Annotated in this window: 17 protein-coding genes and 1 riboswitch; of the genes, 16 read left to right on the forward strand and 1 reads right to left on the reverse strand. The window is 54.8% G+C overall.

From position 1 onward, the window contains the following. Window positions 1-131: 131 nt before the first annotated feature. From ACR0QW_RS01755 to ACR0QW_RS01765, 3 genes are all read left to right on the forward strand, one after another. Entirely contained in the window at window positions 132-833 is a 702-nt protein-coding gene (locus ACR0QW_RS01755) for an RraA family protein (RefSeq protein WP_432642009.1), read from the forward strand. Between the two features lie 148 nt (window positions 834-981). Then, the gene (locus ACR0QW_RS01760; RefSeq protein WP_432642010.1) at window positions 982-2304 is read left to right on the forward strand and encodes a sodium:glutamate symporter; all 1323 of its coding nucleotides are present in this window, start codon (window positions 982-984) and stop codon (window positions 2302-2304) included. A 127-nt stretch (window positions 2305-2431) separates the two neighbouring features. Further along, window positions 2432-3205, forward strand: coding sequence for a NifB/NifX family molybdenum-iron cluster-binding protein (locus tag ACR0QW_RS01765; RefSeq protein ID WP_432642031.1), 774 nt, complete (start codon window positions 2432-2434; stop codon window positions 3203-3205). Window positions 3206-3315: 110 nt separating this feature from the next. Here ACR0QW_RS01765 and ACR0QW_RS01770 read toward each other — a convergent pair whose 3' ends face one another. Continuing rightward, entirely contained in the window at window positions 3316-5715 is a 2400-nt protein-coding gene (locus ACR0QW_RS01770) for an autotransporter outer membrane beta-barrel domain-containing protein (RefSeq protein ID WP_432642011.1), read from the reverse strand. 241 nt (window positions 5716-5956) lie between these two features. Here ACR0QW_RS01770 and citC point away from each other — a divergent pair, with 241 nt between their 5' ends. From citC to ACR0QW_RS01835, 13 genes are all read left to right on the forward strand, one after another. Continuing rightward, entirely contained in the window at window positions 5957-7003 is a 1047-nt protein-coding gene (citC, locus tag ACR0QW_RS01775; protein WP_432642012.1) for a [citrate (pro-3S)-lyase] ligase, read from the forward strand. 61 nt (window positions 7004-7064) lie between these two features. Beyond that, window positions 7065-7174: riboswitch (SAM riboswitch) on the forward strand. Window positions 7175-7225: 51 nt separating this feature from the next. After that, the gene (metK, locus tag ACR0QW_RS01780) at window positions 7226-8404 is read left to right on the forward strand and encodes a methionine adenosyltransferase (protein ID WP_432642013.1); all 1179 of its coding nucleotides are present in this window, start codon (window positions 7226-7228) and stop codon (window positions 8402-8404) included. Between the two features lies 1 nt (window position 8405). Beyond that, on the forward strand, window positions 8406-10802 hold the full coding sequence (gene priA / locus ACR0QW_RS01785) for a primosomal protein N' (protein WP_432642014.1): 2397 nt from the start codon (window positions 8406-8408) through the stop codon (window positions 10800-10802). 242 nt (window positions 10803-11044) lie between these two features. Then, window positions 11045-11521: a peptide deformylase gene (gene def, locus ACR0QW_RS01790; protein WP_432642015.1), complete on the forward strand. Its 477-nt coding sequence runs from the start codon at window positions 11045-11047 to the stop codon at window positions 11519-11521. Further along, window positions 11518-12456 (forward strand): methionyl-tRNA formyltransferase, encoded by a 939-nt coding sequence (fmt, locus tag ACR0QW_RS01795; RefSeq protein WP_432642016.1) that lies wholly within the window; start codon window positions 11518-11520, stop codon window positions 12454-12456. Before def ends, fmt begins: the two co-directional genes overlap by 4 nt. Before the next feature lie 3 nt (window positions 12457-12459). Then, the gene (locus tag ACR0QW_RS01800) at window positions 12460-13221 is read left to right on the forward strand and encodes a DUF116 domain-containing protein (protein ID WP_432642032.1); all 762 of its coding nucleotides are present in this window, start codon (window positions 12460-12462) and stop codon (window positions 13219-13221) included. Between the two features lie 9 nt (window positions 13222-13230). Continuing rightward, window positions 13231-14583 carry a 16S rRNA (cytosine(967)-C(5))-methyltransferase RsmB gene (gene rsmB, locus ACR0QW_RS01805; RefSeq protein ID WP_432642017.1) on the forward strand — a complete coding sequence of 451 codons (1353 nt, stop codon included), beginning with the start codon at window positions 13231-13233 and terminating at the stop codon, window positions 14581-14583. Next, window positions 14580-15638, forward strand: a complete 1059-nt coding sequence (gene rlmN, locus ACR0QW_RS01810) for a 23S rRNA (adenine(2503)-C(2))-methyltransferase RlmN (protein WP_432642018.1) — start codon at window positions 14580-14582, stop codon at window positions 15636-15638. Before rsmB ends, rlmN begins: the two co-directional genes overlap by 4 nt. Next, entirely contained in the window at window positions 15635-16366 is a 732-nt protein-coding gene (locus ACR0QW_RS01815; RefSeq protein WP_432642019.1) for a Stp1/IreP family PP2C-type Ser/Thr phosphatase, read from the forward strand. Before rlmN ends, ACR0QW_RS01815 begins: the two co-directional genes overlap by 4 nt. Further along, window positions 16351-18294 carry a Stk1 family PASTA domain-containing Ser/Thr kinase gene (gene pknB, locus ACR0QW_RS01820; protein WP_432642020.1) on the forward strand — a complete coding sequence of 648 codons (1944 nt, stop codon included), beginning with the start codon at window positions 16351-16353 and terminating at the stop codon, window positions 18292-18294. Before ACR0QW_RS01815 ends, pknB begins: the two co-directional genes overlap by 16 nt. Next, window positions 18291-19178: a ribosome small subunit-dependent GTPase A gene (rsgA, locus tag ACR0QW_RS01825; protein ID WP_432642021.1), complete on the forward strand. Its 888-nt coding sequence runs from the start codon at window positions 18291-18293 to the stop codon at window positions 19176-19178. The genes pknB and rsgA overlap by 4 nt, the downstream gene beginning before the upstream one ends. Then, complete coding sequence (rpe, locus tag ACR0QW_RS01830) at window positions 19175-19819, forward strand: ribulose-phosphate 3-epimerase (protein WP_432642022.1); 645 nt, start codon at window positions 19175-19177, stop codon at window positions 19817-19819. The genes rsgA and rpe overlap by 4 nt, the downstream gene beginning before the upstream one ends. 1 nt (window position 19820) lies before the next feature. Next, window positions 19821-21143 carry a hypothetical protein gene (locus ACR0QW_RS01835; RefSeq protein WP_432642023.1) on the forward strand — a complete coding sequence of 441 codons (1323 nt, stop codon included), beginning with the start codon at window positions 19821-19823 and terminating at the stop codon, window positions 21141-21143. The last annotated feature ends 9 nt before the right edge of the window (window positions 21144-21152 follow it).

Raw genomic sequence — 21152 nt, forward strand, 5'->3', positions numbered from 1 at the left:
TCAAATTATAACTGTTTTACTTTGTCACTTCAAGGCCTTATCATGTACTTGCAAACATGGAATAACAGAAAAGACAAAAAGTTGCTGTTATTCAGAACTTTATAACACTTATCTCTGAGGAGGAATGAAACATGTCTATTGGAAACCGAATCTTTTTGAAAAAACCGGAAGCACCGGAAGAATTGCTGAAAGCCTTCAGCACCATCCCGGCTGCCAACATCTCTGATACCATGGGCCGTCTGGTGGGAATGCATCCCCGCATCAAACTGCAGAGTGCGCCCAAGAATCCCATCAATGTAGGCCGTGCCCTGACCATCAAGACCCGCAGCGGTGATAACCTGATGCTGCACAAGGCCCTGAATATGGCCAAACCGGGCGATGTGATCCTGCTTTCCAACGACGGCGGCGAAAGCTATCGGTCCCTGATTGGGGAAATCATGTTCACCTATCTGGCCTCCAGAGGAGCTGCCGGTATCATCATCGATGGACCCATTCGGGATATCGATGCAGTACGGAAGATGGAAATGCCCATTTATGCAACGGGGACGAACCCGGCCGGCCCTTATAAAGAAGGCCCGGGCGAGATCAACGTGCCCATCTCCTGCGGCGGCATCAGCGTGAACCCTGGCGATATCATCGTCATGGATGAAGACGGTGTCATCGTGATTCCTCTGCAGGAAGCCGAAACCGTACTGAAAAACGCCCGTGCTTTCCAGGAAAAGGATGAAGCCAAACTGCTGGCAGCTCAGGAAGGCAGAGCCAAACGGGAATGGGTCGATGCCTTGATTGAGAAAAAAGAAGTGGAAATCCTGGACAAGGCCTGGAACGAATAAATCCCTTTACAAACATCTTTTATTACCATAATGTTTTACCCCTAATGCTTTACCCCTCCAGAAGCAGGACAGAAGCCGGACAATCCGGTATTCTGTCCCAGCTCTTCAACAGAAAATTAAGAATCTTTATATTATTCCGAGGTGAATCATGACTATCCGTGCATTAATGAATATGATGACAGCTGTAAGCATGTTCATCCTTTTAGGCTTCTTTGTGAGAGATTTCGTCAAACCCCTGCAGAAATTATTCCTGCCGGCTTCCCTGATAGGTGGGTTGGTGATGCTTGCCCTGGGACAGCAGGGTGTAGGTCTGATCACTGTTCCCAAAGTGCTGGGCAGTGTCCCTGGTGTCCTGATTGATATCGTAATGGTTTCACTGGTCTTTGGGGTCAGCTTCAACAGAAAACAGCTGCATTCTTATCTGGATTATGTCTGCCTTCCCATGCCGGCCTATGGTATGCAGATGTGTGTCGGGACTCTGCTGGGAGCTTTTCTGCGGGGAGCCTGGCCCGGCCTGCCTGTCGGCTGGGGCATTCTGGGTGTATTTTCTTTCCATGGTGGGCATGGAACAGCTGCTGCGGCTGCTGCTTCCTTTGAAAAGCTGGGCTATGAAGGACATATGGCCATTGCCATGGTACTTTCCACGGTGGGACTGATTATGGCCATGACTGTCGGGATGGCTCTGGTCAACTATGGAGTCCGGAAAGGCTGGGGGACGTACGTGAAAGAACCCACCAAACAGCCGGATTATTTCTATGGCGGTGCCCTGCCTGCAGACCAGAGAAAATCCGTGGGGACTACGGTGACCACTTCCATCAGCATCAACCATCTGGCTCTGCAGTTTGCCTGGCTGATGGGTGCCCTGTTCATTGGACAGCAGATTTTTGCCGGCCTGAATACATTTCCGGCTTTCAAGGCACTCCATCTGCCCAGTGTACTCCATGGCGTGGTCGGCGGTGCTGTGATGTGGCGGCTCATTGAATTGTTCCATCTGGAAAAATTCGTGGATCTGAAAACGGTAAAACTGCTGTCCGGGTTCTTCCTGGAACTGGTAGTATTTACGGCCATGGCAACCCTGAACCTGAAATTCGTATCTACTTATGCGGCACCTCTGGCTATCTACTGTTTGGTAATGACGGCATTGACCGTACCTCTGGTATTGTTCTGTGCCCGGAAGTTCGCCAAGGAAGAATGGTTCGAAAAAGCCTGCATGTGTTTCGGCGCTGCTACTGGTAATACTTCTACAGGATTGGCTCTGGTCCGTTCCATTGATCCGAATTCCGAATCTCATGCTGGTGACAGTCACGGGATTTATTCGACCCTGATGTCCTGGAAGGATATCTTTGTTGGATTGACACCCATCTGGCTGAGTACAGGTGTTGGTCTGACAGCGGGTGTGGGCGCTGCAATCTTCGTAGTCTTTATGGCCATTGGATTCATTTTCTTCAACACGAAGAGAACTTTAAACTAAATATTTTTCAAGGATGATTTTACTTTTTTTGTGGGATACCTACCACTAATAATTTGATAAGTTCCTTGATTTCCTTTCACCTCAACCTTATAATGATAATAAATGGCATATGCCAATAATAAATGAGGTGAGAAGATTGCCCAGACCGGTACGGAAACGCAGGGTCTACCAGCAGCCGGGAAGTTTCTGTTTCACAGGGAATCAGCCCTCCCACGGCGAAGTGGTGCTGACTTTGGATGAATTCGAGGCGGTGCGGCTCTGCGACTATGTGGGGCTGGAACAGGGCGAAGCCGCGAAACGGCTGGAAGTAGCCCGTTCTACCTTTCAGAACATCCTGAACCAGGCCCGGAAAAAGCTGGCAGAGGTCCTGATCTATGGAAAAGATCTGCGGATCGAGGAAGGCAGCGTGGAGTTCGCCCGGGATCCGGAATGGGGCTGCTGCCAGTTCATCCTGCAGTCAGTTCCCCGGACAGGCGGTCTTCCGGATTTTCCGAAGGAGGAACAGGATATGAAAATTGCAGTGACCTATGACGCACAGACGGGTGAAATCTTCCAGCATTTTGGCCGGACTGAAAATTTCAAGGTCTATGAGGTGGAAGACGGACAGGTGAAGGAAGCCCATGTGGAAAGCACCAACGGGCAGGGACACGGTGCACTGGCCGTTGTATTGAAAAATCTGGGCGTGGAAGCCCTGATCTGCGGCGGCATCGGCGGCGGTGCCCAGCAGGCTCTCAAGGTTCAGGGCATCCGCTTCTACGGCGGCTGCAGCGGTCAGGCTGACCAGGCAGTGGCGGACTTCCTGGCTGGTAAATTGGCCTATCAGGAAGATATCCAGTGTGCCCACCATGAGCATCGCAATCCCGGTGAAGGCGGCTGCGGGCACCACGGCTGTCACCACTGAGAACGGCTGGAATCGACAACAAAATCCCTCTGGAATCTGCATTTTGGTTCCAGGGGGATTTTGTCAGGATGATTATCTTATTTTGGGGCATGAGCCACTGTCACAGAAAATCAGAAGTTCCAGCGGATGCCGGCGTTCCAATCCCAGTTCTTTTTATATTCTCCGCCAACTGCTCTTTCCATGTCGAAATACAGGTAGCTGTTTTTACTGAACTTCACATTGCAGCCGGCACCATACTCAAACCAGCTGCTGCTGAAATCATCATGGGCATGGAACGTATCTTTATTGACCAGATCGGTCATATGGATATCGTAATTGCCTAAGAAATCGTGATTGATGCTGGCTTTCAGGTAAAAAGTAGCTTTGTTATGGATTTCCCGACCGATATGGAATCCCAGGCGGCCGATCAGGGCGGTCATATTCTTCTGCTTTACCTGGACCCGGTTCGATGTTGTGAAATCGTGGCCCCACATGTATCCCAGGGTCAGTTCGCTCTGCGGTTCTACATACCAGCCATGTTTCAGCTGGTTCTTTTTGCCATACTCCGCACTGAGCGCCATCGCATTGTTTCCATATTTTCCGTTGATGGCTTTGCCGGCGTTGTCTTTGACATGGAAATCATTGGTGTACCGATTGTACTGATACACCAGGTCCAGGTAATGGCCGCTCTTTCCTTCATGGGTCTGATAGGCGCTTACACCGCTGCTCTTTATGGTACCGGTTCCGTGCTCAAAATCCAAAGAACCCTTTCCATACTGAGCGGCCATGCCGGTATAGACCGTTTCTTTTTCATTTTGCTTTGTTACGTGGTCATAGCCGATCTGATAGGTATGCTGGCGATTCGTATACACTCCATTGCCGCCGTGACGGCCAAATTCGGTACCTTTCGTACGGGCCCAGATACCGTTTTCTTCTTTGCCGTTTAAACGGAGTTCTCCCATACGCTTCATCAGTGTATCTGCATCATTGCGCCAGGTATCATAACTGGCAGATACGGTAGAAAGAAGGGTGTTCACAGAGACCGTATTTGTTGGCTTTGGAATAATTTTCCGATCGCCAATCTGCCAGTTTGTGAAGTTTTGGGTAACCACCTTATCCAAATCATACTTTGACCAGAAAAGTGCATCTTCCGTTTCATCTGCCTGAAAAGAACCCTTTTCCCTGGCAACTTGTGCCAATACCGTGCCCTTTGCTTTAGAAATATCTTCTCCCAAGGGACTTACATCGACCAGGGTTGTTCCATCATGGGTTCCATAGACGACCAGCCGATCGCTGTTATTGTGATTGCTTTTATTTTCATCCGGCTCTACATTGCCTTGGATATTCATTTGAACGACAGCGCCATCTCCATGAAAATCGTGGTATACTTCCAACTTTTGAAAATGGGGATCGGTTTTCCCTGCTTGGGGAGCAGAAATGTTGCTATATCTCAAATCGATCAGGGCTCCGCTGTGGGCATTCAAATCGACCAGCTTGGAATCATCGGTCATCCTCCAGGAGGCTCCCTTGGTAAAAGTCAAGTGAGTGCCCTGCTGCTCAGCATGATTTTTCAAATTCAAATATTGTGCGATTGTTTCTGCATTCTTCAGAGGATCAATTGTTGAACTGGCGTCAGCACATAATGGGACAATGGCTCCATTGACCGGATTGCCGTTTTGATTACCATAGTAGTCGGTTACTTTCCCTGTAAAAGAAGAATTTTGCCCATCAAAATTAATTTTGATGATATTGTTGCTATCCGGAGATTTATCAGACAATCCGGCCATTTTATTGAAGCTATAGATATTCCCCTGAATTGTCAGTGCAGGCGTGGCATCTGCAGGGAGATCTTGGTTGATCTGTATGGAATTTTTTTGGGCATTTTCAAAAGAGCGTGTACAATAACGGCTATAGACATAGGCACAGCCAATATCCCCTTCCAAATCCATCTTAGAACTGGCATTTATATTGACAGTATTTCCCACGCCGTGAGCAATCAGGGCCGTGTAGTTCCAAAATTCATCCTTGGTAGGGCGCATTTTAAAGGAAAAATTTCCTGCATAGACATTTAATTTTTGGTCTGTCCCATCCAATTGTACTTTTCCGATAAAAGTCTCCCTGCTTGCACATGTGATATCCAAATCCCCGATTTCATTGTTCTTCTGTCCCAGGTTGATTACAGTATCGCCTTCAGGATGTGGATCACACATGCGGATTGCGTTGCCGTACAGTGCATCTGAATCCATTTCCAGTGTTTTCGTCAGTACAGTGTATGTATTCGCACCCGTTGCGTTAATGATACCTACACAATTCGAACTGGTTCCATGATCATTCCATTTGATATGGTCATAACTGTCAATCTTGAATTCTTTTTCACCTTCACCGGTTTGAGTCATTGCCTGGTTAAGATATTCCTCATGAGACAATTCTAATAGATGATCTGTATGGTCAGCGGCAAAAACCGTCTGCCCATGAATCCCCATGCTGGCAATCGCCAGCATGATCAGACTTTTCTTTTTCCAATCCATCATCACACACAGCCCCCTCAATCTTGGCATTCAAGCAGCAGGATTTGATGCGTAAATGCCAGGTGTTCTTCCAGATGATCTTTATAAAAGAGGAACACCGCCTAGATTGTAGTACTATATATAATTTTCGTCAATAAATAACATTTATTTTTCTTATATAAAAATGTATGGCACTTGTCATAAACACCATACATTCCTTTTATGATATAATGGAAGCAATTTTCAAGAACATAAGGAGACAACCATGTCTGATTATTTCATTTCCCAGGTTTACCCTTCGGACGCCCGGACCAATGCCCAGGTGGATGCCCTGCTGCAGCAGGAGGGCATCCGGCGGGATGCCAACCTGGATTATACCTGCGTGATGTTCGACGACGACTACCATGCCATTGCTACAGGCAGCTGCTTCGGCAACACCCTGCGCTGCATGGCCGTGGATCACCGCCACCAGGGCGAGGGGCTGATGAACGAGATCGTTTCCCATCTGGTGCAGTACCAGTACGAACGGGGGAACCTGCATCTGTTCCTGTACACCAAATGCAGTTCTGCCAAGTTTTTCGGTGATCTGGGTTTCTACGAAATCGCCCGGATCGAGGACCAGATCGTGTTCATGGAGAACCGGAAGGACGGATTTTCCAGCTATCTGGATCGGCTGGCCCAAACCAGGGTGGACGCTCCCAAAGTGGGTGCCGTCGTCATGAACGCCAATCCCTTCACCTTGGGGCATCAGTACCTGGTGGAAAAAGCGGCAGCAGAAAACGATGTGGTGCATCTGTTCATGGTCAGTGAGGATGCCAGCCTGTTCCCCTATGTTGTGCGCAAACAGCTGATTCAGGCCGGTACTGCCCACCTGAAGAATCTGCGGTACCATGACAGTGGTCCGTACATCATCAGCCAGGCCACGTTCCCCAGCTATTTCCAGAAGGATGCAGAAGCGGTCATTGCCAGCCACGCCAACCTGGACCTGGCCATCTTCACCAAAATCGCCCATCGGCTGGGCATTACAGCCCGGTATGTGGGGGAGGAACCTACCAGTGTGGTCACCGGCCTGTACAACCGGGTAATGCGGCAGAAACTGCCTGAGGCCGGTATCCAGTGCATCGTAGTGCCCCGGCGGGAGGAAGACGGCCAGGTAGTCAGCGCTTCCACGGTGCGCAAGGCCATCCAGGAGGATCACTGGGAACTGGTGCGGCAGCAGGTGCCTTCCACTACCTGGGAATTCCTGCACAGCGATACGGCAAAGCCCATCATTGCCAGGATCAAGGGAGAAAAGAATGTGGTCCATTACTGAAGAGGGCCACCCTTGACAATAATACTGTATCTGATATAATTACGCTAGCGCAATTACATATAGCTCATCAAGAGTGGTGGAGGGAATGGCCCTGTGAAACCACAGCAACCATGGCCTTTGGGCCAAACGGTGCTAAGTCCTGCAATGTGTTATTCGATTGTGAGATGAGAGTCCTATACGTACTCTCATATTTTGAGAGTATTTTTTTGTAAGGAGGAGAAAATGAGAAAAGTCTTTACGTCTGAATCTGTGACGGAAGGGCATCCTGATAAAATCGCTGATCAGATTTCTGATGCGGTGCTGGATGCCATCCTGGCAAAAGACCCGGATGCCCGGGTGGCCTGCGAAACCCTGGTAGCTACGGGCCAAATCCATATTGTAGGGGAAATTTCCACCAGCTGCTATGTGGACATCGCCAAGATCGCCCGGCAGACGGTCATCGATATCGGCTACGACCGTGCCAAATACGGTTTCGACGGCGCTACCTGCGGGGTGCTGATTTCCCTTGACGAACAGTCTCCGGACATTGCCCAGGGTGTGGATGAATCCGATGAAGCCAAGGCCGGCGACCATGATGACGATGAAAAGATCGGTGCCGGTGACCAGGGCATGATGTTTGGATACGCCACTGACGAAACCCCGGAATACATGCCTCTGCCCATTTCCCTGGCTCACAAGCTGGCCCGCCGGCTGGCCCAGGTCCGCAAGGACGGTACCCTGCCGTACCTGCGTCCCGATGGCAAGACCCAGGTTTCTGTGGAATATGAAGACGACAAACCGGTGCGGGTCAACACCATTGTGGTTTCTACCCAGCATGCTCCGGAAGTTTCCATGGAACAGCTGCGCAAGGATATCCTGGAATACGTGATCAAACCGGTGGTCCCGGCTGGACTGCTGGACGAAAACACCATCTACCACATCAACCCCACCGGCCGGTTCGTCATTGGCGGTCCGCAGGGGGATTCCGGCCTGACCGGGCGGAAAATCATCGTGGATACCTATGGCGGTATGGCCCGTCATGGGGGCGGCGCTTTCTCCGGCAAGGATCCCACCAAGGTGGACCGGAGCGCAGCCTATGCAGCCCGGTATGTAGCCAAGAACGTGGTGGCTGCCGGTCTGGCCAAGAAATGTGAAATCCAGCTGGCCTATGCCATCGGCGTGGCACGGCCGGTTTCCATCAGTGTGAATACCTATGGGACCAATGCCATTCCCGAAGAGGAAATCGTCAAACTGATCGAAAAGAACTTCTCCCTGACCCCGGCCGGCATCATCAAGAGCCTGGATCTGCGGCGCCCCATCTACAAGCAGACGGCAGCCTATGGCCATTTCGGCCGGACGGATGTGGATCTGCCTTGGGAACGGCTGGATAAAGTGGATGTGCTGAAAAAGGCACTGCAATAATATGGAATACGCCAAGGTTGCCATCAACCTGCCGGTCAAGAACCTGTTCCGGCAGTTCACCTACCATGTGCCTGAGAGCCTGGATTTCCTGGCCCAGGGCTGGCGGGTGGTGGTGCCTTTCGGAACGCAGCTGGTGGAAGGTTTCATCGTCGAGGAAGATACGGCGCCGGACCTGAGCCGGGAACTGAAGGATATTGTGGACGTGGTGGGCACGGAACCCTGGTTCGACAGCGAAATGCTGGCTACGGCCTACTGGCTGAGCCAGTACTATCTCTGCAGCCTGGCCGAGGCCCTGCGGCTGTTCATCCCCGGCAGGAAGAGCCTGGCTGCCACCGGAACCTATGTACCGGTGCCGGACTGGACGAAGCCGCTGCCGCCCCGGGAACAGGAGCTGTACGACTTCCTGTGCCGGAAGGGGCCGCTGCCCCGGAAGGCCATCCGGAAGCTGCCCGGAGGGGAAAATGCCCTGAAGGGGCTCATTACCCGGCAGGCGGTGGTACTTTCTTACGATGTGAAATACAGGCTGCGGCAGAAGTCGGAACGGACGTTCCAGGCCACACCGGAAGGATTGGCGGCATATAAGGATGGAAAGGTCCGGGGCAAGAGCCAGCAGGCTGCCCTGGGCCTTTTGTCGTCCGGAAACGTACTGGGCGGCTCCGAAATGAAGTCACACGGCATTTCCACAGAAGTGCTGCGGACCATGGTGCTGCGGGGCTGGCTGCTGGAAGGACGGCGCAGGGTCCTGCGGGACAGTTATGAGAATCTGGAGGCCCGGAAGGAGACGCTGGAGCTGACCGCAGAGCAGCAGGCTGCCATCCAGGCAGTGGATGCGGCCCGGAAGGCCCATGAATCCCGTACTTTTTTGCTGCAGGGCATCACCGGCAGCGGCAAGACGGAGGTGTACCTGCGGCTTACGGACCGGGCCCTGGCCGATGGGGGCCAGGTATTGGTGCTGGTACCGGAAATCGCCCTGACGGGGCAGACGGTCAAACGGTTCAAGGCCTGGTTCGGAAGTGCTGTAGCCGTGGCCCACAGTCGGCTTTCCGCCAGCGAACGGGCGGATGTGTGGCAGAAGATGCGTTCCGGCCAGGCCAGGGTATTGATCGGAGTCCGGTCAGCGGTGTTCTGCCCTTTTTCCAATCTGTCCCTGATCATCCTGGACGAGGAACATGAGGGCAGTTATAAGCAGGAGGAGCGGCCCAGTTACCATGCCCGGCTGGTGGCCCAGTACCGGGCCTATTACCGGAAGCTGCCGGTGGTGCTGGGGTCAGCTACTCCGGACCTGGAATCTTACTACCTGGCGGAAACAGGGGTCTATACCCATCTGTACCTGAAGCATCGGGCCCGGGAGGGCGCCCATCTGCCCCAGGTATCCATTGTGGACATGCGGGAAGAGCTGCAGAAGGGGAACCGGACCGTGTTGTCCGATGCCCTGCGCAGCCGGCTGGAAGAAACGGTGCAGCACGGGGAACAGGCCATCATCCTGCTGAACCGGCGGGGCTATTCCACTTTTGTCATGTGCCGGGACTGCGGGGAATCCATCAGCTGTCCCAACTGTGCCGTATCCCTGGTATACCACGCCAGGGAGCAGCTGCTGGAATGCCATTACTGTGGCCATACGGAACCGGTGCCCAAAGTCTGTCCTCACTGCGGCAGCAGGCGGATCAAGTTCTTCGGCACAGGAACGGAAAAAGCGGAGACAGAGATCCAGGGCCTGTGTCCCGGGGTGAATCCCCTGCGCATGGACCAGGATTCCACCAGCCGGAAGTTCGCCCATGAGCGGATTCTGTCGGAATTCCGCAGCGGAGCCTATAATGTATTGCTGGGGACCCAGATGGTAGCCAAGGGCCACGACATCCCCAATGTGACTTTGGTGGGGGTGCTGAGCGCCGACTCCCAGCTGAACCTGCCGGATTTTCGCAGCGGCGAGCGGTGCTTCGCTCTGCTGACCCAGGCAGCCGGACGGGCTGGACGGGGGGATAAGCCGGGCCATGTGATCTTTCAAGTCTACGATGCGGAAAACCCGATTCTGCAGCTGGCAGCGAAACAGGATTATGAAGGGTTCGCCAAACTGGAACTGGCCCAGCGAAAGGAACTGGGATATCCGCCCTTTACCCGGATGCTGAAGGTGACAGTGCTGCACAAGAACCAGGAAGAAGCCCTGGCTACGGCCCAGAAGCTGGTGAATGCCCTGGAGGCCTGGCAGATGGAGAAACGGTATCCGTTGGAGATCATGGGTCCCTTTCCGGCCATTGTAGCCCGTGTGAACCAGATTTACCGGATCAATGTGCTCCTGAAGAGTCCTCATCTGAAGCCGGTGAAAGACTGGCTGCGCCAGTCCGATTTCCGGGCTCTGCCCAATGTCTTGTTCGATGTGGATCCGATGAGTGTAGTATAAAAAGCTGTAAAACTCCGCGGGGGCTATGAAATCATCTCCACAGCTCCATTATTTTGCCAGCATTAGCCGATTTCCATCAGTGAGTGACCAGTGACTGGTGATTAGTGACGAGGGTGTGAAAAGCATTTTTTCACACCCCCGTTTTTTCATGACAGGAAAAAAGAGAAAGAGGGCAATAGTGGACAACAGGCGGTTATTGGCTTTATAATAAAGGGTAAAATTGCGATAGGAGTCGATATATCATGGCAATCTATGACATTGTAAAAGTGGGGGCCCCCATCCTGCGGGAAAAGGCTGCTCCGATCAAACGTTTCGATAAAAAACTGAGTAAATTACTGAAAGATATGGCAGAAACCATGTATGCTGCCAATGGCTGTGGTCTGGCTGCGCCCCAGATCGGTCTGAGCCAGCGGCTGGTGGTCATCGATGCCGGGGATGGTGCCGGGATCCGGGAATTCGTGAACCCGGTGCTCACCGATCCGGTGGGTGAATCCGTGGATTCGGAAGGCTGTCTCAGCGTTCCTGATTATGAAGGGGAAGTGAAGCGGGCCGCCCAGATTACCGTCCATTTCCAGGACAAGAAAGGCGACCACTACAAGCTGACTGCCGATGGCCTGCTGGCCCGGGCTCTGCAGCATGAATGTGATCACCTGGAGGGGGTCCTGTTCATCGACAAGGCCATCAGCCTCACTGCCAAACCGAAGGATGATGAAAAATGAAAATCGTATTCATGGGAACTCCGGAATTCGCCGCGGCCAGCCTAAAGGCCCTGGAGGAATCCGGTCAGTATGAAATCGCTGCGGTGGTGACCCAGCCGGACCGTCCCAAAGGCCGGGGCCACAAGGTACAGATGAGCGCTGTGAAAGAATATGCCCTGAGCCAGGATCTTCCCGTACTGCAGCCGCAGCGGGTGAAAGAACCGGAATTCCAGGCGGAAATGGAAAAAATACAGCCTGAACTGATTGTAGTGGCCGCATTCGGCCAGTTCCTGCCAAAGTGCCTGCTGGATCTGCCGCAATATGGCTGCATCAACGTCCATGCTTCCCTGCTGCCCAAATACCGGGGAGCAGCGCCCATCCACTATGCCATTTTAAAGGGTGAAAAAGAAGCGGGTGTCACCATCATGCAGATGGATGTGGGTATGGACACCGGTGCCATGCTCAGCAGGGTATCCGTTCCCATCGGGCCGGAAATGTGTCAGGGCGATCTTCACGATATTTTAAAGGAAAAGGGTGCCCGGCTGCTGCTGGAAACCATCCCCAAACTCGTGGACGGTTCCCTCAAAGCGGTGCCCCAGCCGGAAACGGAGGCAACCTATGCCTCTCTGATCACCCGGGATATGGAGAAACTGGATTGGACCAAACCGGTTACGGAACTCCACAACCAGATCCGGGCCTTCGATCCCTGGCCGGGTTCCTTTACCCTGCTGCCCGACGGCAAGCGGCTGAAGCTGTGGAAGAGCCGGGTGCAGAAAGCGGACGGCACCCAGGGAGCGCCGGGCGAAGTACTCCAGGCCGATTCCCGCGGGTTTGTCATTGCTTGCGGAACGGGCAGCCTGGAAGTGGTGGAATGTCAGCCCGAAGGCAAGAAACGGATGCTGGCGGCACCTTTTGTGAACGGCAAGCACGTGAAAGCGGGGGACAGACTGGCGTAAATGATGAACAGGGGATTTCAGCCGAGAAAGCGGCTTTTTATCGCCCTGGTCTCCCTGGCGGCCTTGGTAGCTGCCGGAACGGCTTACGGGCTGTGGGAGATCATGGTGCCGGGTCTCAGCCAGATCCATCCTTGGCTGCCCCATGTGGTGGGGTGGGCCGCTCTCCTGGCAAGTCTGGCCCTGGTGACCGGAGTAGTGGGCATCGTTCTGGCTATCCTGGGATTTCCTACCATGCGTTTCTTTTATTTCTGGGCCTGGCATGTGATTAACCTGCTGTATCCCATCGCCGTGTCCCTGGGTAAGCTCATGGGTGTGTCCAAGCGGCGGGTGGAACAGTCTTTTATTGAAGTGAGCAATCATCTGGTACGGCGTCAGCACATCAAGGTGCCGGCGGACCGGCTGCTGATCCTGACGCCTCACTGCATCCAGCTGGATACCTGTCCTTTCAAGGTGACGAGGGATATCCATAACTGTCGGCAATGCGGCCGGTGCGGGGTAGGGCAGCTGCTGGCCATTTCGCAGAAATACCACGTCCATGTAGCCATTGTTACCGGAGGTACTCTGGCCCGACAGGCTGTGAAGAAAGCCCGTCCCAAAGCCATCCTGGCGGTGGCCTGCGAACGGGACTTGACCAGCGGCATCCAGGACGTGTTCCCGCTGCCGGTGATCGGAGTGCTGAATGAGCGGCCCAACGGACCCTGTTTCAACACCTGTGCCAATATGGGGCAAATCGAGGCGGCGGTGCGGTCGCTGATTCTGGAATGAGGAAAATCAATGAACGTTAGCACGAAAAATCCGCGGGAAGCGGCACTTTTGATTTTACAACAAATCTTTCTCAAGGGGGCTTACGCAAACCTGGCACTGGCCCAGGGGCTGCGTGGGGCTCCTTTGTCTGCGCTGGACCGGAAACTGGCTACAGGGCTGGTATACGGTACGGTGAAGGCCATGGGTACTTTGGACTGGTACTTGAGCCGGGTGGTGAAACGGGCCCTGCGGAAACTGGATCCGCTGGTCCTGGTGATCCTGCGTCTGGGGGCCTATCAGATCCTGTATCTGGATCGGATTCCGGATTCGGCGGCCTGTAACGAAAGCGTAAAACTGACGAAGAAATACGTCCATGAAGGGGCCGGGAAACTGGTGAACGGTGCCCTGCGGCAGCTGGCCAGGACCAGGGACCAGTGGAAATTCCCCCAGGGGCCGGACCACGAACTGGAACGGATTGCCCTGGAATACTGCCATCCGGAATGGCTGGTGCGCCGCTGGAAATACCGCTATGGGCTGGACGAGGCCATCAGGCTGTGCGAATTCGACAATGCCCGGCCGGCCTTTTCCCTGCGGGTGAATACCCTGGCCCTCAGCCGGGAAGAACTCCGGCAGCAGCTGGCGGAAAAGGGCATCGAGACCCATGCTTCGAAGTGGTCCCCGGACGGACTTTTGTGTGACACCTTACCTTCTCTGGAGGAACTGGTGCAGGATTTCGGCCGGGACATCTACATCCAGGATGAAAGCTCCATGCTGGATGCGGCGGTACTGGCTCCTGCCCCCGGGGACAGGGTCATTGACCTGTGCAGCGCCCCGGGCGGCAAGACCACCCATCTGGCTCAGAAGATGCAGGATAAGGGGAGCATCCTGGCCCTGGACCTGTATGACCACAAACTGGCCCTGGTGCGGCAGAATGCCGAACGGATGGGTATCCACTGCATCGAGACCCGGAAACAGGACGGTACCATGTTTGTGCCTGAATGGGAGAATACCGCGGACAAAGTGCTGGTGGATGCACCCTGCAGCGGCCTGGGGGTACTGAACCGCCGGACTGAGGCTCGCTGGACCAAGGAGGAACGGGGCCTGAGCCAGTTCCCGCCCCTGCAGAAGAAAATCCTGGCCAACGGGGCCCGGTATGTGAAGCTGGGGGGTCGGCTGTTGTACAGCACCTGCACCCTGGAACAGGACGAAAATCCCCGGGTACGGAAATGGTTCCTGGAGCAGCATCCGGAATTCCGATCCGTCCCTTTTGCCCATCCATTGACGGGAGAAAGCCTGGACGAACTCCAGCTGCTGCCTCAGCGGGATGGCATCAACGGATTCTATCTGTGCCTGTTTGAAAAGACGAAAGAGAGTAAGGAATGACGAAAAAAGAGATCATGGGCCTGACCTTGGAAGAACTCCAGACGGAACTCATGGGACTGGGCCTGAAGAAATTCCGGGCGGAGCAGGTGTTCCGCTGGCTGTATGAAAAAGCCGCCGTGGATTTTGAACAGATGAGCAATCTGGGCAAGGAGACCCGTCAGCTCCTGGCGGAGCATTACACCATTGCCACCAGTCAGGTGAAGGTGCTGAAGGAGTACAAGTCCCAGGACGGCCTGACCCATAAGGTGCTGCTGGAACTGACGGACGGCGCCACTGTGGAGACGGTGCTCATGCACCACGATTACGGCTACAGTGTGTGCCTGTCCTCACAGGTGGGATGTGCCATGAACTGCGCTTTCTGCGCCAGCGGTCTCCACGGGTTCGTGCGGAACCTGACCCCGGCCGAAATCCTGGCCCAGCTGTATTTTTTCCAGAGCCAGCTGGGACCCAGAGGGCAGCGGGTGAGCCGGATCGTGGTCATGGGCAGTGGAGAGCCCATGCTGAACCTGGATAATGTGCTGAAGGCACTGGATATTCTCCACAGCGACCGGGGCCAGTGCATCGGCTACCGGAACATGACTGTGTCCACCTGCGGGGTGGTTCCGGGTATCGAGAAAATGACGGTCCTGGGCCGGAACATCAACCTGGCCATTTCCCTCCATGCGGCTTCCATGGCTCTGCGGGATAGGCTGATGCCCATCAACCATCGGTACCCTTTTGCGGATGTGATCCGGGCAGCGGATGCCTATGAAAAGAGCAACGGGCGCCAGGTCATGTACGAGTACATCCTGCTGGCCGGTATCAACGACCGGCCGGAAGATGCCCGGAACCTGGCTGATGCCCTGGAACATAAAGAATGCGTGATCAATCTGATCCCGGCCAACCCGGTGCCGGAAAAGGGATTTGCCCGCCCCAGTGACCAGGCGGTGGACCGCTTCTTCCAGATGCTGAAGAAACGCCATCTGAATGTGACTGTCCGGAAAGAGATGGGCAAGGACATCAATGCGGCCTGCGGGCAGCTGCGGGCCAGCGCATTAAAGGAGGCGCAGAGATGATCGCAGTGAGTCGGACCAATCGCGGGATGGTGCGTCCCAACAATGAGGACAGCATCCTGGTGCGGGAACCGGATCTGTATGCCATCGCCGATGGGATGGGAGGTGCCGATGCCGGCGAAGTGGCCAGCTACGAAGCAGTGCAGCAGCTGAGCCGGCTGGATTTGAGCGGACTCTCCCACAAAGAGATATTACCGTTTTTAAAGCGGAGTATCCAAAATATCAACAAGAAAATATGGGAGCTGTCCCAGGAAAAAGAGAATTTTACAGGGATGGGAACCACCCTTACAACAGTCTATCTGCCCAATCCCCACAGCGCTTTCGTAGCCCATGTGGGCGACAGCCGGATCTACGTCTGGCAGGACGGGGTGCTGCGGCAGGTGACCAGTGACCACAGCTATGTAGCTGAAATGGTGCGGCAGAAGCAGATGACCCAGGAAGAGGCAGAAACCTCTGACCAGAAGCATATGATCACCCGGGCCATCGGGGTGGAACCCCAGGTTCAGGTGGATACCTTCGAGGTGCTGCTGGACGGGGCCCAGAAACTGCTGGTATGTTCGGACGGGCTTACCAATATGATCACGGAGGCAGAAATCGAACGCATCATGGGAGACAAAAACCTGGAACGGCTGGCCGATGGCCTGATGAATGGGGCCATGACCGCCGGGGGAGACGACAACATCTCCTTCATCGTCATTGATCTGGAGGCTAAAGAATGGAAGGAAGAATAACGCTCAATGGCCGCTACGAAATCATTGACAAGATCGGCGGCGGCGGAATGGCTGAGGTGTTCCACGGCTATGACACGGTGCTGCACCGGGATGTGGGCATCAAGATCCTGCGTGACCAGTTCATCCAGGACAAGCAGTTCGTGGCCCGTTTCCGGCAGGAAGCCTGCAATGCGGCCTGCCTGAGCCACCCGAACATCGTCAATATCTACGACAGCGGCAACGAACATGATATCTACTACATCGTCATGGAATATGTGGTGGGCCGTTCCCTGAAGGAAGTCATCGAGGAGAACGGGGCCCTGGACTACAAGACAGCGGTGCGTTATGCCATTGGTATTGCTTCGGCACTGAAACAGGCCCATGATCACTCCATTGTCCACTGTGACGTAAAGAGCCAGAACATCCTGATCGACACCAAAGGGGTGCCCAAGATCACGGATTTCGGCATTGCCAGGGCCTTTGGTCAGCCCAGCAACGGGCCGGACAAGAATGTGATCGGTTCGGTGTATTATCTGTCGCCGGAACAGGCGGCGGGCCAGCCGGTAACGCCCCAGTCGGATCTGTATTCCCTGGGCGTGGTGCTGTTCGAAATGCTCACCGGCAAGCTGCCGTACGACGGAGATACGCCTCTGGAGGTGGCCCGGATGCATCTGGAATCTTCCACTCCTTCGGCCAGGCGGTACGATCCGGACATTCCCTATTACCTGGATAACATCATCACCAAGGCTCTGGCCAAGAATCCCCGGCTGCGCTATGCTACCGCCGATGATTTCCTGACGGATCTGAAGCATGCCCAGACCCATCTGCTGGGAGATGCCGGGATGGCGGACGATGAATGGGACAACCCCCGGAAGAGTCCGGTCAGCGATGAAACCATGGTCATCAGCAAGAGCGATATGCTGGACGGCCTGCAGAAACCTCAGGAGCCGAAACCGGCACCCAAGGCTCCGGGCAAGAAGGAGCCGGGCAAAGGGGACAGCCTGGTGGAAAAATACGGCAAGAAAAAACTGCTGGCCTTCTTCCTGGCGGCTCTGGTGGTGCTCAGCGGCATCATCTATGCCATTTTGGGCTATACCAGCGGGGATGTGACTGTGCCCGATGTGAAAGGCAAGACCATTGTGGAAGCCGAAGCCATCCTGACCAAGGAGAAACTGGGCTATACCCTCACGGAAGCCTATGACGCCAAGGTGACCCCTGGCGTGGTCGTCAAACAGACCCCCGGCGCCCATACCCGGGTGAAGGCGGGAAGGAAGATCACCCTGGTGGTCAGCAAGGGACCGGAACCGGGTGTGGTGCCGGATTTGAAGAAGAAGAAACTCAATGATGCCACCGTGATGCTGGAGAAGGCCAAACTGAAAGTAGGCACGGTCACCGTGAAGTATGAGGCCGGGGCGCCCAAGGGCACGGTGATTTCTCAGAGCATCGCACCCAACAGCAAGGTCAGCGAAGGCACCAGTGTGGATCTGGTGGTGAACATCAGCGACAACCAGACCGTGGTGCCCAGCCTGGAAGGTATGAGCCTGTCAGAAGCCCAGTCCGCCCTGAACAGTGCCGGACTGTCGGTGGGCAGCGTTTCGGCCACCAGCAGTGACAAGGCCAAGAATACGGTCCTGTCCAGTGATCCGGGCTCCGGGTCCGTGCTGGATAAGGGTTCTGCTGTGACCCTGGTAGTCTCTGCCGGCAAGAAAGAGGAAAAGAAGAGCAGCAGCTCTTCCGGCGGCAGCTACCGGACCATCAGCTATACGGTACCGGGCAGCGGCAGTGCCAAGGATGTGCGGATCATTGTAACCGATGACAGCGGCAGCCGGACTGTGTTCTCCGATTCGGTGTCCCCTGGTACCCGGATCAGCCGGTCGGTGAGTGCCGGGTCCGGAGCCAGGGTCCAGATTTATCTGAATGGAGAACTGGCGGAGGATAAGACACTGTGAGTACTGTAACAGGCCGTATCTTGAAGACATACAACGGTTATTACTATGTGGCAGCGGAAGACGGGCAGGTGTACACCTGCAAGGTGAAGGGCCGGATGAAACAGCGCCGGTTCGTCATGGCTGCCGGCGACCGGGTAGAATTGGAAGCACAGGGCAGGGAAGGCATGATTCGTCAGGTCCTGCCCCGGCAGAACCTGCTCCAGCGTCCCCTAGTGGCCAACCTGGACTGTCTAATGGCGGTGTTTGCCTGTGCTGACCCGGATCCCAGCTTCCTGCTGGTGGACAAACTGCTGGCTCTGGCGGAAGCAGGGGGTATCCCGGCAGTGCTGGTGCTGAACAAGCGGGACCTGGCCGCCCAGGGGCTTATCGACCGATTTCGCAGCATCTATGAGCCCCTGGGTTATCCGGTCATCCCCATCGAGGCCCGGGAAGGGCTGGGTCTGGACCCCATCCTGGAACGGGTACAGGGCCATACAGTGGCCTTTGGCGGTCCTTCCGGGGCGGGGAAGTCCACTCTGCTGAATCATCTTGATCCCTCCCTGTCGCTGAAGACAGGCCATGTGAGCGATAAGATCGGACGGGGCCGGCACACCACACGGTTTGCCGAGCTGCTGCCCTACCAAGGCGGCTATATCGTGGATACTCCCGGGTTCGGCAACATCGATCTGGCTGAACTGGCCATGGACGATGCGGCGGACGGGTTCAGGGAAATCAGGGAGAGGCTGGGACAGTGCCGGTTTACGGGCTGTACCCATACCCACGAGCCGGACTGTGTGGTGAAACAGGCGGTGGAAGAGGGTACCATTGCCCGGAGCCGCTATGAATCGTACTGTGTCATCCGTCAGGAACTGACGGAACAAAAGAAAAGAGGAAAAAAATCATGACCATCATTGCACCTTCCATTTTGTCGTCCGATTTTTCCTGCCTGGCAGAAGAAGTGGCCCGCATCCAGGATGCCGGGGCCGACTGGTGCCATATTGATGTAATGGACGGCCAGTTCGTTCCCAACTTGACCTTCGGGGCTCCGGTGGTGAAATGTCTGCGGAAGCGGACGGATATGTTCTTTGACTGTCACCTGATGGTGGATCAGCCGGAAAAGTACGTGGAAAGCTTTGCCGCGGCCGGCGCCGATCTGATCTGCGTCCATGCGGAAGCAACCAATCATCTGCACCGGCTGCTCCAGAGCATCCACAGCAAGGGCATCCAGACCGGAGTGGCCTTGAATCCGGCTACGCCCCTGTGCATGATTGAAGAGATCCTGCCCTATGCGGACATGATCCTGATTATGAGCGTGAACCCGGGCTTTGGCGGTCAGAAGTTCATCCCCACCAGCGTGGACAAGATCCGTCGGCTGAAGGCCATGATCCAGCAGCGGAATTTGAAGACCCTGATCGAAGTGGATGGCGGGGTCAACGGGGAAACGGCCAAAGCCTGCCGTGATGCCGGTGCTGATGTACTGGTGGCCGGTTCCTATGTATTTGGAGCTCCGGATATGCAGGAAGCCATCCAGAACTTGAGGAAATAACATGAAAGCCTTCCTGCTGCGCCACTTCCGGAAAATCAAATATGGATTATTGGTGCTGCTGGCAGGCTTTCTGGTGTTATTCTGGCTGGCCTACATCGCCAGCATCCATGCGGCCCAGATCTTCAACCGGGAAATCGCCAAACAGGATTTCCTGGACGGGACCATTACTGTAGAGAGGCTGACTGCCACGCCCTTAGGCCACGTACGCTTTTATGGCCTGGAATGGAAGGAAAGCCGCAGCGGCAACCGGATCACCGTACCCAGCGGGTCATTCCATGTAAAACCCTTGGATATTATCCTGCGCCGGATCAATACCCGGACCATCCAGCGGGTGGAACTGGATAACACAGACATCGACCTGACCTTCGACAAGAACATGCACGTGCGGGGCATCAAGGCAGCAGAGCTGCCCCTGCCTCTCGAAGAGCATGGGCGAAAGAAAAAATTCGATATCAAGCTGAAGAACGTGGATGTGGCGGTGAAGCTGAACCACTGCAAGATGACGGCCCGGTACAAGGAGCGGGTCCACACTTTTGAAGATGTAAACGCCGATCTGGCCTACAACAGCGCCGACAAGCTGACCATCGACTTTTCCACTGGGGAACTGGGCGGCACCCTGGAAGGACAGGGAGTGGACATCCAGGGAGACGTGGACCTAAAACCGGCCGTTTCCACCTATGACCTGAAGCTGGGCATCAAGAACCTGAACCCCTCTTCCCTGGGGACGGGGCTGGATGTCCATGAACGGGTGACTGCCAGTGCCAATGTGACCGGAAAGTTGCCGGAACCGGTGATTGTGGGCGAACTGTACATGCCCAACCTGAATTTGCCGGGACTGAAATTCACCAAAGTGAAAGGAAGTTTCAAGTACCAGGATGGCAAGATCGAAGCCCAGAACGTGACCGCCGATATCTTTGAGGGGACCTGTGATGCAGAAGGCAGCTTCAATATCGACACCAAGGCCTATCGTGTGAATGTGATGGGTCATGACCTGCACAGCGAAGACGCTACCAATATCCCCTATTTCCGGACCCTGGTTCAGCTGGATTTGAAGATGCTCTGCGATGGGGACAACCGGTCCACCCTGACATACGGTTCCTTTACTTCGGGTAAGGGAATTTATGCCATTATCAAATTCAATTCCATCAAGGGGACGTTCTCCAACCAGTACAAACAGCTGAAATTCAGCGATGTGGTCATCAAGAGCGACGGGGGCGATATTGTGGCACCCCAGTTCGAACTGGTGAACGGGAAGCTGCATCTGGGGAATCTGTATTATGTGGCGCCCGGCGGCGGACGGGCCTGGATCCATTTCTTCAGTTAAAAAGCTGTC

Origin of the sequence: Acidaminococcus sp. (assembly GCF_050873445.1) — a bacterium.
Taxonomy (GTDB): Bacteria; Bacillota; Negativicutes; order Acidaminococcales; family Acidaminococcaceae; genus Acidaminococcus.